Source organism: Methanosarcina sp. 2.H.T.1A.6, assembly GCF_000979455.1.
Lineage (GTDB): Archaea > Halobacteriota > Methanosarcinia > Methanosarcinales > Methanosarcinaceae > Methanosarcina.
In genome coordinates this window covers 136,487-148,693 of the sequence record NZ_JJOY01000048.1, presented here as the reverse complement: position 1 = coordinate 148,693, position 12,207 = coordinate 136,487, and the positions used below count along the sequence as shown (strand labels likewise).

General features: G+C 44.9%; 11 protein-coding genes and 1 tRNA gene. 6 read left to right on the top strand and 6 right to left on the bottom strand.

Annotation, left to right across the window (positions count from 1 at the left end):
- Positions 1 to 18 precede the first annotated feature (18 nt).
- The 6 genes from EO98_RS14460 to EO98_RS14435 all read right to left on the bottom strand — a co-directional run bounded on the left by EO98_RS14460 (position 19) and on the right by EO98_RS14435 (position 6,662).
- Entirely contained in the window at positions 19 to 1,002 is a 984-nt protein-coding gene (locus EO98_RS14460; RefSeq protein WP_048137904.1) for a hypothetical protein, read from the bottom strand.
- Positions 1,003 to 1,783: 781 nt separating this feature from the next.
- On the bottom strand, positions 1,784 to 1,963 hold the full coding sequence (locus EO98_RS14455; RefSeq protein ID WP_235282815.1) for a hypothetical protein: 180 nt from the start codon (positions 1,961 to 1,963) through the stop codon (positions 1,784 to 1,786).
- Between the two features lie 729 nt (positions 1,964 to 2,692).
- The gene (gene feoB / locus EO98_RS14450) at positions 2,693 to 4,672 is read right to left on the bottom strand and encodes a ferrous iron transport protein B (protein ID WP_048137902.1); all 1,980 of its coding nucleotides are present in this window, start codon (positions 4,670 to 4,672) and stop codon (positions 2,693 to 2,695) included.
- 51 nt (positions 4,673 to 4,723) lie between these two features.
- On the bottom strand, positions 4,724 to 5,389 hold the full coding sequence (locus tag EO98_RS14445; RefSeq protein WP_048137900.1) for a metal-dependent transcriptional regulator: 666 nt from the start codon (positions 5,387 to 5,389) through the stop codon (positions 4,724 to 4,726).
- Between the two features lie 229 nt (positions 5,390 to 5,618).
- Positions 5,619 to 6,074 carry an N-acetyltransferase gene (locus EO98_RS14440; protein WP_048137898.1) on the bottom strand — a complete coding sequence of 152 codons (456 nt, stop codon included), beginning with the start codon at positions 6,072 to 6,074 and terminating at the stop codon, positions 5,619 to 5,621.
- A gap of 513 nt (positions 6,075 to 6,587) precedes the next feature.
- Positions 6,588 to 6,662: transfer RNA gene (locus EO98_RS14435), tRNA-Arg, on the bottom strand.
- A gap of 460 nt (positions 6,663 to 7,122) precedes the next feature.
- On the opposite strand from EO98_RS14435, the gene EO98_RS14430 reads away from it, so the two are divergent.
- The 6 genes from EO98_RS14430 (at position 7,123) to EO98_RS14405 (ending at position 12,197) form a co-directional block, all read left to right on the top strand.
- Positions 7,123 to 7,686 carry a biotin transporter BioY gene (locus EO98_RS14430; RefSeq protein ID WP_048137896.1) on the top strand — a complete coding sequence of 188 codons (564 nt, stop codon included), beginning with the start codon at positions 7,123 to 7,125 and terminating at the stop codon, positions 7,684 to 7,686.
- Between the two features lie 105 nt (positions 7,687 to 7,791).
- Positions 7,792 to 8,616 carry an energy-coupling factor transporter ATPase gene (locus EO98_RS14425; RefSeq protein ID WP_048137894.1) on the top strand — a complete coding sequence of 275 codons (825 nt, stop codon included), beginning with the start codon at positions 7,792 to 7,794 and terminating at the stop codon, positions 8,614 to 8,616.
- Complete coding sequence (locus EO98_RS14420) at positions 8,592 to 9,428, top strand: energy-coupling factor transporter ATPase (protein WP_048137893.1); 837 nt, start codon at positions 8,592 to 8,594, stop codon at positions 9,426 to 9,428. The genes EO98_RS14425 and EO98_RS14420 overlap by 25 nt, the downstream gene beginning before the upstream one ends.
- A 59-nt stretch (positions 9,429 to 9,487) precedes the next feature.
- Positions 9,488 to 10,261, top strand: coding sequence for an energy-coupling factor transporter transmembrane protein EcfT (locus tag EO98_RS14415; RefSeq protein ID WP_048137892.1), 774 nt, complete (start codon positions 9,488 to 9,490; stop codon positions 10,259 to 10,261).
- 224 nt (positions 10,262 to 10,485) lie between these two features.
- Entirely contained in the window at positions 10,486 to 10,833 is a 348-nt protein-coding gene (locus EO98_RS14410) for a helix-turn-helix transcriptional regulator (RefSeq protein ID WP_048131637.1), read from the top strand.
- Positions 10,830 to 12,197, top strand: a complete 1,368-nt coding sequence (locus tag EO98_RS14405) for an SO_0444 family Cu/Zn efflux transporter (protein WP_048137891.1) — start codon at positions 10,830 to 10,832, stop codon at positions 12,195 to 12,197. The genes EO98_RS14410 and EO98_RS14405 overlap by 4 nt, the downstream gene beginning before the upstream one ends.
- Positions 12,198 to 12,207 lie beyond the last annotated feature (10 nt).

Below are 12,207 nucleotides of genomic sequence, written 5' to 3'. Positions count from 1 at the left end.
TCCGTTTTTTCAGCCTCATTACGCCTGGGGGTCTTTCCGATTGCAGGTTATGATTTCCGCATCATCAGTATCCCTAAGATCCACGGACTCATCGATTAAACGCTTTTTTGGAGCCTTTTCGGCGATTATGTACTCGCATTTATAATCATCATCGGGTCGGGCTCTTACAGGATCTGCATTCACAGGAGATTGGCGCCTCATAGAAGATCTCGAGCTTGGAGGGAACAACTGTCCCGCAGGGGCTTCTTTTACTGGAGTCGACTGCCTCATGTTGCCTCTAAGCCGTTTTCGATCCCCGCTCTCGGCGATGATATACTCACACTTTGTTTCGACAACCTCCTGTTCGTCAAGTTCCTCGGGCTCAACCTCCCTTATCTTAAGCTGAACTTTTGCATTTGTGCCTGGCAGGGATGCAGGAGCTTCCCTGAAATCAATAAGCTCGTGTGAGGAAGGATTCTCTTTCCTGAACTCAAGTTTACGCGTTGGTTTTCTGGAGAGAGGAGGAAGGTCAAGGGGGTCTTCGAGGATGGGAAGAGAAACAGAAGGAGAAGAGGGAGGCAAGGGGGGAGAGAAAGAAACAGTATTTTGCATGCATCCCAGCGCTCCGGAGAGTTTTTCGAGGTCTTTTTCCAGCTGTTTTATAAGCATTTTCTGGTCAAGCAGCTCCCTGACAAGCCCTTCCTGAATTCCTGCCAGTTCCTTCAGCCGCCGGTCCGCCGTCGAAGAGTCATTATCTTTGCCAGAACTGAATTCGGCTCGCAGTTCGCTAATAATTGAAGCCTTTAGTGATGCAGAATCAGGGAGCCTCTTCAATTCGGTTCTGATTTCGGAAAGGATCTGATCCTTAAAGGAATCCAGATCGGAACTGTTTTCCATTTCGGCCTGCAGTTCATTGAGAACCGAAATCTTGATTGATTTTTTGAGAGTCTCGAGCTCCTCATAGGTTATTGACAATCGCCTTTTAAGCGGTGTATTGTGCACGTCCCTCTGTCCAGTTCTCATGAAAATACCTCTAACAATAAATTCGGGTCCCGGGTTTCCTTATGTCTGCAGTTTTTTGTTAGCATGAAACATCAGTGTAATATAATTAAATAGATTCAATCTGACAAATTTAAATAATGTGTATAAAGTACATGTAATCTTACTTTATATATATATGGTAATCGATAGTATTCAGCAGACCCGAAATAACTTTAAATTATATTATAATAAGATAACTTAATAAACCTTTCTGAAAACGGGTGCAGAAACCGCATATAAGAACAGGAGAAATTGCAAAAAATATTAAATTTCCGAAGGAAGAAGGGTTAAACATCAGAAAGGACAGAAAACAGGAGATGCAGATCGGAAAATGCTCTGGAAGAGAATGAACAGTTTTCCTTAAATCACCCTGTAAAGAATAATATTGATGCTAAAATGCCTCACTTTCGAGCACATAATACCCGGATCCGGAATTAAGGAATCCCGTGGAGATAATAACTTTCCTGGAGAGGAAAGGGGCAGAACAGTAGAATAAATATGTTTTGGAAGCATCTGCACAAAAATATTATATATGTGCAGCAGGTGCAATTCTACTTCCCGGAAAGACTGGATAAAGGCAGATATAAAAATAAGAGATGAAGTCCAGAACGCGGAATGCTGTTAATGATCTCATATAAACAAGATAGAGGCTTCAGTCCGGGATTTGTACAAAATAGGGAATGAAACCCAAAAGTTAACTCTAAAATGAAAGGAGTTAAAGAGTTGGATTTCAACAGGGGTTGGAAATTTTTAGAAGAAAGTGTTACTCAATGGACGGAATAGACTCATCGAAATTAAGAAGTACACTCTGCCTCTCCTGGATTTTGGGGGATGTGCTGCAGTCCATCTCCAGAGCACTCTCGTTAACAATAGAACCGTGGGTCCCGGTGCTTTCAAGGAAAAGTTGAACCTCTTCAACTTCAGGCTCTCGGAAATGATCCATTTCGAAAATATCCATAATAACACTAAAAACGTTTTTGTGTATGTGATCGGTAATCCGAGTCATCGAAAATAAACACGATGCATGAAGTATTAATAATTTACTATAATATGAAAACAGACGAGAAAGAATGGATAAGTTTACTAATATATAAATATTGTACCCGGCATACAGAAACATACGTTCCAACGAATCGGCACTGAGGCAAATAAAAAAACTTGCTGTTTTTTGATAATTTAATTAATCTCATAAATTAATTGATCTTTCCTTAAATACCGCTTTTTACTCAATATAACGGAATTTCAGCACGTCCCTCTTTCAGCCAGAGAAATACCTCCCTTAACCCCGGAAACCGTGTTTCAATTCCGGCAAATATGAGCGCCTCCACCAGCCTGTCTGCCCATCTTAAAAGAAGTGAAAAAAACGACTATTTATAGCGAATATGGTTGAAAGGGTAAGAAATATTTGTAATTTAGACCTCCTGAGCGAAGATAACTGATAAAACCCATAAATTTGTCCTTGGAGCAAAGTTCACTACTAAAACCCATAAATTAGCCTTCTTGAGCAAGATAACTGATAAAACCCATAAATTTGTCCTTGGAGCAAAGTTCACTACTAAAACTCATAAATAATCCTCTTGAGCGCAGCGAAAAGGACTGCGGGCTGTTGCACTTGCAGTGCAACTCCCAGGAAATCTCCGATTTCCTGTGATCCCGAATCGCAACTCGGGCGTCACAGGAAGAGAGGCCCGAGAATCCGGATCAAGACACCTACCACAAGAGCAAGGAATATGGTGAAGGTAACAATCATAGCCGTATCCTTTGTTCCAAGCTCATGCTTCAGTACTGCAATCGTTGCCACGCACGGGACATAAATGGTAGTAATAACCGCAAACTGGTACATCTGAAGGGGGGTCATTACAGCTGCGAAGTTGGCTGTGCCTGCAAGTACGGCCAGGATCTGGAGAGCCATTTCCTTTCGGAGAATTCCAAAAACCAGGGCTGTTGCGGCAAAAGCCGGAAGACCCAGAAGGCCAACAGATACAGGTTCTACAAAGTCCTGGAAGATCGAAAGAAGACCAAGGGCATCGGCGATTCCGAGGAATGCACTTCCTGCAAGCAGCAGCGGAAAAGCGATATATAAAAACTCCCGGCTTTTCATCCAGGTCTTCCTGAGAGTGGATTTCAGTTCAGGTTTTCTGAGAGGGGTCATTTCCATAATGAAGCCGCTTCTCTGGCCTGGAAGGGTTTTTCCGAGAACCCAACCCATCGCTGCAATAATGAGAACATCCAACACATAGATAGAAACCGCGGGCCAGAAACCAACAAATGTCCCCACAAGTCCCAGGATAATAACTGTCCTTGCAGAGCAGGGAATAAGGGAGATGAGAAGCGAAGCTATCCGCTTTTCCCTCCTGGTACCAAGGGCATGCACTGCCATTATTGCGGGGACATTGCAGCCAAACCCCAGAACCAGAGGAATAACAGCTCTCCCATGAAGCCCGAGCTTGTGGGTCAGGTTGTCCAGGAGAAAAGCTGCCCTGGTCAGGTAGCCTGAGTCCTCGAATATGGAAAGGATAGCATAGAAAACTGCAATATACGGGATTGCAATTGCAAATCCGGCTTCCACACCCCGCAGGGAATAAAGAATCAGGTTTCTAAAGATAGGCGCCATGCCAAGAGTCATTGTTTCCACTGGCTGAATCACGTGAGGCTCAAAAAAATCATTCACAATCCAGTTTTCAAGGAAGCCTCCTACCCTGAAGACGAGAAGAAAAGTAAGGAGCAAGGCCGCTATGAGAACCGCAATCCCGAAGTTAGGAGAGGTAAGAACACTGTCTATCCTGTCACGAAATTTTTTTTTCGGCTCGAACACTGAGACAACACTATCTACGATATGCCCTGATTCTCCGTACAGGTCTCTTGCAACGGTATCCGGAACTGAAATTCCGTGCTCAATCTCAAGGTTCTGCCTGAAGCGTCGGGCAGAAGAGAGAATGGCATGGGCTTCAGGCGGCATGCAGCAGAGTTCCACAAACTCGGCATCGTTCAGCAGAGCTGCAATCTTGACACTTTGAGATGAATCCGGAAAAGCATGGTCAAGACCGGACAGAGCCTGGAGAATCCACTGGCTGTACTTTACCCTGTGGTGGTCCTGGACTTTGTCTTTCTCTTCGAGAGCCACGAGCACTACCTCATCAAGCCCTATCCCCCACGTTGCAACAGTGGAGACTACAGGCAGGCCTAAGAGTTCTGAAAGTCTTTCCGTATCAATAAGAATTCCGAGCTCTGCTGCCAGATCCACCTGATTTAAGGCAATAACCATAGGGATATCGAGTTCCAGCAGCTGTAGAGTCAAATAGAGGTTTCTCTCAAGCCGGCTTGCATCAAGGACATTGATAATGACATCCGGCTTATCTTCAATAAGAAATCTCTTGGTTACCTTTTCGTCTTCGTTTGCAACCCCGAGAGAATATATTCCAGGCAGGTCAACTACTTCAATGGTCTTGCCTCTGGCATTTACACTTCCTCTTTTAAGCGCAACCGTAGTGCCCGGGTAATTGGAAACCTCAACCCCAACTCCTGTAAGCCTGCTGAAAAAAACGCTTTTTCCAACGCTTGGGTTGCCTATGAAGGCCAGTGTCACATCATAAGGAGAATTCTTTTGACCTCTGTTGCCAGAAGTACAGCATGAGCTGGAAATCCCTATCATGCCTCCATTAATTTTTCCCTGTACCTGTAAAGTGCCAGCATTGTCCCTTTTTTACGCATTTTTACCTTTAGGAGTGATAAAAATTTTTTTTGCGATATCTCTTCCAAGAGCAATCTCAGACCCAACAACCATGACTGAGATACATCCCTGTTTTTGCTTGCGCCTGACTTCAATACCTTCTCCTGTAAGGATACCAAGAGAGGTTAAACGCTCTTTTGTCTCCCTTGGAAGGGTTACCCTGGCAATCGTACCTGAACTTCCCTCTTTCATTTCATCGAGAGGAATGAATCCTTCCTCGCGCTGCAAGTTACTTTTATCGATATTAATTGGGTGTCCGTCGGGGCAGTACTCCGGATTTCCCAGGAAATCGTAAAGTTTCTCAAGCACTGAGTCTGATACCGCGTGCTCAAGCTCGCAGGCTTCCCTGTGGGCTTCCTTCCTGTCAAAATCAAGGACTTCAGCCAGGAAAGTCTCAAGAACCTGGTGTTTCCTCTTAACCCGGATAGCTTCTTCGGCCCCTTTAGTGGTCAATTCGACCCCTTGATAGGGCTTATACTCGACGAACCCCATAGAATGCAATTTTTTGATCATTTCCGTCACACTGGGCGGAGATACATTCAGTTCTTCTGCAATTTGTTTGGTTTTTGCAGGGCTCTGGTTTTTCGTAATAAGGTAAAGAATAGTTTCTAAGTATTCTTCGAGTCGATCTGTATGCATTAACACCATTCCACCAACACATGCCCGAAATTTATCAGGCCAGATGATTAGGACAACCTAAAAAATAGAATCACTGAATAAATAGCTTTTGGTTTTTGCCATTTTAAAGAAATTCGGGTTGAAAAAGATTTCAAACCCGGGCTTTATCACATGGAATCGGACAGGAAAAATAAAATAAAAAATTCAGGAGTCGTGAAGCGTAAGACTTCCTGAGGGTTCCTGAAAGATTTCAGGCGTTGATAGATTTAAGAACTGCAATTTCATTACAGTCCGGAAATTTGGGGCACCTGATGCAACCAGACCAGATTTTCCTGGGAAGGCTGTTTTTATCCACAATATTAAAGCCCAGGGTTTCAAAAAACTCAGGCACATAAGTAAGAGCAAAGACTTCCTTCATATCGAGATCTTTAGCATCCTCAAGACAGGCTGAAACAAGCTGTGTGCCTACTCCTTTTCTTGCACAATCGGGCTTAACTGCGAGAGCAAGGATTTCTGCAAGGTCTTCCCAGACCACATGCAGGGCACAGCATCCCACAACCTCTCCTTCGATCTCACATACATAAAAATCCCTTATGTTCTCGTACATCTCACTAAGGGAGCGAGCAAGCATAAGCTCATCCTTAGAGTAAGTGTTGATGATTTGCTTCATCTCAACAACATCACTTATCCGGGCTTTTCTGATCAATTCCTGTTTCCTCTGAAGCGGCAGTTATGTTTTTTAATAGAAATTATGCTGCATTATAAGCATTTACTGTATTCCAGCTAGGAATAATGTATTTCTAAATAAGAATTTATTCCATAATTTACAGAACATGTCTCTTCTCTTGTTCTGTCTCTTCTCTTGTTCTGTCTCTTCTCTTGTTCTGACTATTCTCTTGTTCTGACTCTTCTCTTGTTCTGACTCTTCTCTTGTTCTGACTCTTCTCTTGTTTGGATGATTCTCTTCCGAAGACCGATTTTTCTCTCACCTACCGAGGATCTGTTTTTTACGGACACAGCGAGGAGATGGCCAGAAAACAAAAGCATAAAATGAGAAACTGCTGAAGAAGAAACAGCGTCTATACTTGCAGAAAACATATACTTGAAAAGCTTTTCACATCAGATAAACTTCCAAAAACAGACCACCAAAACAGATAAGGTGAAACAGGCAAAACGAAACAAAGGAAAAACAGACAATAGATAAGAAAATGGAATTTAGCGGGCGCGAAGGGATTCGAACCCCCGACTTACAGCTTAGGAGGCTGCCGCCATATCCGGGCTAGGCCACGCGCCCACAATGCAACTCCCGAAAATACAGCATGTAACAGTATGCTAAAACTGCATTCCAGGTGAAGTATCCATAATACCGGCATAAGATATATATTTAATTATCGCTCCGAAGCATAGAAAATCTGCAAGTGTGACTATAGAAGACCTCTGGAAAGTTTTAAATTCAATGTAAACCATGTAACCCCTGTGGGTTAACAATGCAGTTATGATTACAGGGAATTACATAGCCCTCAGAGATGTACAGAAAAAAAGAGTTAACAATAACTCTGTATGCTTTGAATATACTCTCAGAATTATCGAATTTATTTAATTCACATTCAATTCACGTTCAAGTCACATTCATACATCTTCAAAAAATATTTACCTGACACTTTTTCAGACAGAAGAATCGAGTAAACAACAAAAACATGAAAAGCTGACAGAAAGCCGGGTAAAGAGATAAAATTAACAAAAAAGGAAAAAATATGCATATGAGACATGATCATTCTTACCCCGCCCATACTCCCGAACTTAGGAAAATGGTCTTTGCCTCCCTCTTTGCAGCCCTGACTGCGGCAGGGGCATATATACAGATCCCCATTCCCTTTTCGCCTGTTCCTGTCACACTGCAGGTATTCTTTGTCCTGCTTGCAGGAAGCATTTTGAAGAGCAAATGGGGAAGCCTGAGTATGGTTGTATATACCCTGCTTGGCATTGCAGGGCTTCCGGTCTTTGCAGGAGGCAGTTCCGGAATAGGAGTGCTTTTCGGACCTACTGGAGGGTACATTTTCGGTTTTATGCTGGCTGCCTACCTTATAGGCAAACTTTCCGAAAAGGCGGAAAGTGCCGGAAACTCAGGGTTTGCGGTCAATGCCCTTAATATGAGCACAGGAGTTCTGGTCATATATGCCTTAGGGGTTTCCCAGTTGATGCTGGTAGCCGAAATAGGACCCTGGACAGCACTTACCTTCGGAGCCTTTCCCTTCCTGCCAGGAGAAATAGTAAAAATCGCAGTTGCCGCATATATCGCTTCAACCCACAAACTCTAAATCCTTCATGACCTCTAAAGCCCTGAGCAATCCCATTCCCGGAAAAAAACTAAGTTCTCAAATTTCACTTAATTTAAAAAGAAAAAAAATAGAATTCGATTCAGCATGATAAGGTTCGAAAACGTAAGTTACAATTACCCTGATGGAACCCCTGCCCTAAGAAACATAAACATGGGAATAAAAAAAGGGGAGTACATAGGGATAATAGGAAAAAATGGGAGCGGGAAATCCACTCTGTCCCTCCACCTTAACGGGCTCCTGAGGCCTCAAAAAGGAAAGGTCATGGTAAGGGGCATGGATACCGGAGACTTTTCAAAGCTTCAGGGGATCAGGAAAATTGTCGGAATTGTATTTCAGAACCCTGAAACTCAGTTTGTTGGCAGAACCGTAGAAGAAGACCTTGCTTTCGGGCCTGAAAATCTCTGCCTTCCCCCCATGGAAATCCGGAGGCGTGTGGATAGAGCCCTTGCTGAAACAGGGCTTGAGAAATACAGGTATCATTCTCCAAAGACCCTGAGTGGAGGGCAGGGACAATGCGTGGCTCTTGCAGGAGTCCTCGCCATGGAGCCTGAATGTCTTGTTTTTGATGAAGTAACCTCCATGCTTGACCCTGATTCAGGGAAAGCCGTCCTCGAACGTGTAAAAAGACTGCATGAAAAAGGAAAAACCATAGTGTATATAACACATAATCTTGAAGAGCTTCATGCTGCAGACCGAATTATCGTAATGGACAGAGGGAGGATAGTGCTTGAAGGAAAACCCGAGAATGTACTTTCAGATCCTTCTCTCCGAGATCTCGGGCTCACTCCACCTTCCCTGATAGAACTTGCAGAACACCTGAAAAATCACGGAGTTGCGGTCCCCTGGGAAAAGACCTCTTCCCCTTCCAACTTTGCGGAGGAGATATGCCGATTATTCTTGAAAATGTAAGTTTTTTCTACTCGAGAAATACCCCTCTTGAAACAGCAGCCTTAAAAGATGTTAATCTGCGCATCGAAAAAGGGGAATTCGTGGGGATCCTGGGAGAAAAAGGTGCAGGAAAATCCACCCTCATAAAACTATTTAATGGACTTTTGCGCCCGGATTCAGGAAAAGTAACTGTTGATGGGCTTGCCCCCTCTTCAAAAGAAGTTAAACGAAGGGTAGGGATGGTCTTTCAGCAGGCTGCAGACCAGCTTTTTTGCAGGACAGTATATGAGGAGATAGCATTCGGACCACTAAACTTCGGATATACAAGAAAAGAAACTGAAGAAAGAGTCTTTGAAGCCCTTGACGCAGTTTCGTTCGACCGCTCAATGCTACTTCGAGACCCGTTCAGCCTGAGCGGGGGAGAGATGCAAAGAGTCGCCCTTGCAGGTGCCCTTGCCCTCAGGCCGGACTATCTTGTGCTGGACGAACCTATAACAGGGCTGGACCCTGCCGGGAAAAAAGAAATTCTTGATACTCTCAGAAAGATAAAGGATCGGGGTACTGCAATTATAACTGTGACCCACAATCTAAAAGGGTTTTTTCCCCTTCTGGAAAGAATAGTGCTTATCCAGAAAGGCAGGATAAGTTATCAGGGAAGCAGAAAAGAGTACCTTGAGACCGAAAACGTACCTCTTCCCCCTGTAGCGTCCATGATGAGAGAACTTAAAGTAAGGGGCGTACCGGTAAACCCTGCTGTCTTTACGGTTGAAGAAGCTCTTGAAGAGATATTGAAAGTAAAATCAATGATTGAAAAAGAAAAAGCTGAAAAATAACCTGAAGAATAGCCTAAAAAAGCAAGAAAAAGAAAAAAATAGGGAGAACGAGAAAAAACATGCAAGAACCTGTTTTCAGTTACGTTCCCGGGGTTTCCTTTCTGCATACGCTTGACCCCAGGACAAAACTCGCAGCTGTGATGCTGCTGGGTATTCTGGTCTTCAGGACTGAAAGTTTTTTCGGGATAGGGGCCCTTTTTGCGTTCTTTTTTGCCCTTGCATCATTCACCGGGCTGCCAGTCGGAGTATTTTTCCGGGCAGTTAGACCTATGTTGCTGTTTATAATATTCATCTTTCTTGCGCAGCTATTTTTCACCGAAGGAAGAGTGCCGGCTTCGTTCTGGATCCTGCAGCCGAGTATCGAGGGGCTTCAAAATGGGCTCAGGCTTTCTGTACGGTTTATACTCCTCCTGCTTTTTGCCGCCCTTATGACAGCCAGCACCGACCCTTCGGCAATTACCTGCGGGATAGAGAGAATACTTCGTCCACTGCCCCTTCACTGGCTGGGAGTGAACTCCTTTGAACTTGCGACAATGATGAACCTCTCGATAGCCTTTCTCCCCCTTCTTTTTGAGAGGGTTGAGCGGACAAAAGCTGCACAGGCTTCAAGGGGCATGTATTTCGGACGGAATCCTTTCCACTCAGTTCCTGCCCTTGTAATTCCCCTGATAAGAGGCATTGTAAGGGATGCTGAAGAACTGGCTCTGGCAATGGAGAGCAGGGGATATCAGGGAACTCGCAGGACTTCGATGCATGAGCTTTTAATGCAGAAAAGAGACTGGGTATCCCTTTTTGCCCTTGTGTCTTTTGCTGCCCTTATCCTGAGATTTTGAAGAAGAAATAAAAGGGTGCTCCCTGGTTAATTGGTTGGTATTATTCCGAAATGACCTTTTGTTTTATCCCCTGTTCTTTCTTTCCACGTGCTGCGCCCTGCTTGAGCCCGCCTGCGTACAGTAGATAAAAACAAAAGCACTAGGCCGGCTGGAAACCTTATATCAATTCAGATCGGAGCAGTCCTGAGAAAGAGATTAATAGATGAACAGTTGTTCATATGTTCATGCAAGATAAGTGCGATCGTGTTAACCCAGAGAAGATAGAAACCCTGATGCAGAAGGTCCCGGATTCCGAAAATATTACACGGATGTCTGCAGTCTTTCAGGCGCTTCAATCAGATACCCGCCTGAAAATCCTTTTTTTGCTCAGGCAGAAAGAGATGTGCGTCTGTGAACTCGAGCAGGCTCTTGAAGTCACGCAGTCTGCAGTCTCTCATGGGCTTCGGACCCTCAGGCAGCTTGACCTTGTAAGAGTAAGGCGGGAAGGAAAATTTACGGTTTACTACATCGCAGACGAACATGTACGCACACTCATCGAGATGTGCCTTGAACATGTGGAGGAAAAAACATGAGCTTTGAATTCCTCAGCTTCATTCCTTTCCTGCTTTCGGGGATCCTTCTCGCATCCTGGAAAATCTTTGTGGAAGCTGCCCCTTACCTAATTTTCGGTTTCGGCGTTGCAGGTATCCTCAATGTAATTGTTCCTGACCAGAAAATTGTGGAATACCTTGGAACATCAGCAGGAAAAGTCCGTTCCGTTATCAACGCCTCCCTGGCAGGTCTTCCCCTTCCCCTGTGTTCCTGCGGAGTGATCCCCGCAGCCATGTCTATAAGGAAAAGGGGGGCAACCAGAGGTGCAACTTTGTCCTTCCTGATCTCGACTCCCCAGACCGGAGTGGACTCTATTGCAATCACCTACGCTCTCCTTGACCCCCTGATGACTATTTTCCGCCCGATTGCAACCCTTGTAACTGCACTTCTTGCAGGGCTTGCAGACAACCTGCTGATAGGGGAAGAACCCGAAAAAAAAGGAAGCAAAAGACTGGAAAAATCCGGGAAAAAAACAGAAATCCTTGCTGTCTCGACCCTTGTAGGAGTATCGGCAGCCGGGGAAAAATGCAACTCCCATTCCTGCGGCTGCAGCTCACCTGAAGTTCCGGAGACAGGAAAAAAGGACTATCCTGCCCTGAATACGGTGCCTTCAAAAGCCATGCCTCTGGAATTGAAGACCGGATCAGAAAAAGGAGTCCTGCCCCTCACACTTCCCTCAGCAACAAAGGCCACTGAAAGCAAAACATCCTCGTGTGGCTGCGGGCACTGCGAGCAGGAGAAAAATGAATCATTGCCGGATGGGAGAAGCAAAAAATCCGTAAAAGAACAGTTCCTGGAAGGACTGAAATATTCCTACATAGAACTTCCCGGAGAAATCTCGAAGTGGATGCTGATTGGAATTCTGCTTGCAGGGATAATTTCCTATGCTGTTCCCGAAACCCTGATTCAGGAATACCTGGGAGGAGGGCTCGGGTCAATGCTGGCCATGCTTGTAGTGGGAATTCCACTTTACATCTGCGCTACAGCCTCGACTCCTCTTGCCGCAAGCCTCGTAGCCAAAGGAATGAGCCCTGGCACGGCTTTTGTTTTCCTTCTTGCAGGTCCTGCAACCAATGCGGCAACCATAACCATGGTAGCCCGTTTCCTGGGAAAGCGTTCTGCAGCCCTCTACCTTGGAGTGATCTCCCTGTGTTCCCTTGGGGCAGGAATCTTTCTTGACTGGCTTTACCTTAAGCTGGGAGTAAGTGCGACTGCAACCCTGGGAAGCGCAGGAGAACTGCTTCCAGAAGACATTAAGATTGGCTTTGCGGCCCTCCTGCTCCCTCTGATGCTATACGGAGTCTTCCGCAGGGGGCAAGAGTGCGGCTGCACTGAATGCCATTGAAAGGAAGAGA

Bases quoted from the DNA above. Each gene is read 5' to 3' on its own strand.
- EO98_RS14405 (WP_048137891.1), top strand. From the start codon at position 10,830: ATGAGCTTTGAATTCCTCAGCTTCATTCCTTTCCTGCTTTCGGGGATC.
- EO98_RS14415 (WP_048137892.1), top strand. From the start codon at position 9,488: ATGCAAGAACCTGTTTTCAGTTACGTTCCCGGGGTTTCCTTTCTGCAT.
- EO98_RS14410 (WP_048131637.1), top strand. From the start codon at position 10,486: ATGCAAGATAAGTGCGATCGTGTTAACCCAGAGAAGATAGAAACCCTG.
- EO98_RS14430 (WP_048137896.1), top strand. From the start codon at position 7,123: ATGCATATGAGACATGATCATTCTTACCCCGCCCATACTCCCGAACTT.
- EO98_RS14460 (WP_048137904.1), bottom strand. From the start codon at position 1,002: ATGAGAACTGGACAGAGGGACGTGCACAATACACCGCTTAAAAGGCGA.
- feoB (WP_048137902.1), bottom strand. From the start codon at position 4,672: ATGATAGGGATTTCCAGCTCATGCTGTACTTCTGGCAACAGAGGTCAA.
- EO98_RS14445 (WP_048137900.1), bottom strand. From the start codon at position 5,389: ATGCATACAGATCGACTCGAAGAATACTTAGAAACTATTCTTTACCTT.
- EO98_RS14455 (WP_235282815.1), bottom strand. From the start codon at position 1,963: ATGGATCATTTCCGAGAGCCTGAAGTTGAAGAGGTTCAACTTTTCCTT.
- EO98_RS14420 (WP_048137893.1), top strand. From the start codon at position 8,592: ATGCCGATTATTCTTGAAAATGTAAGTTTTTTCTACTCGAGAAATACC.
- EO98_RS14425 (WP_048137894.1), top strand. From the start codon at position 7,792: ATGATAAGGTTCGAAAACGTAAGTTACAATTACCCTGATGGAACCCCT.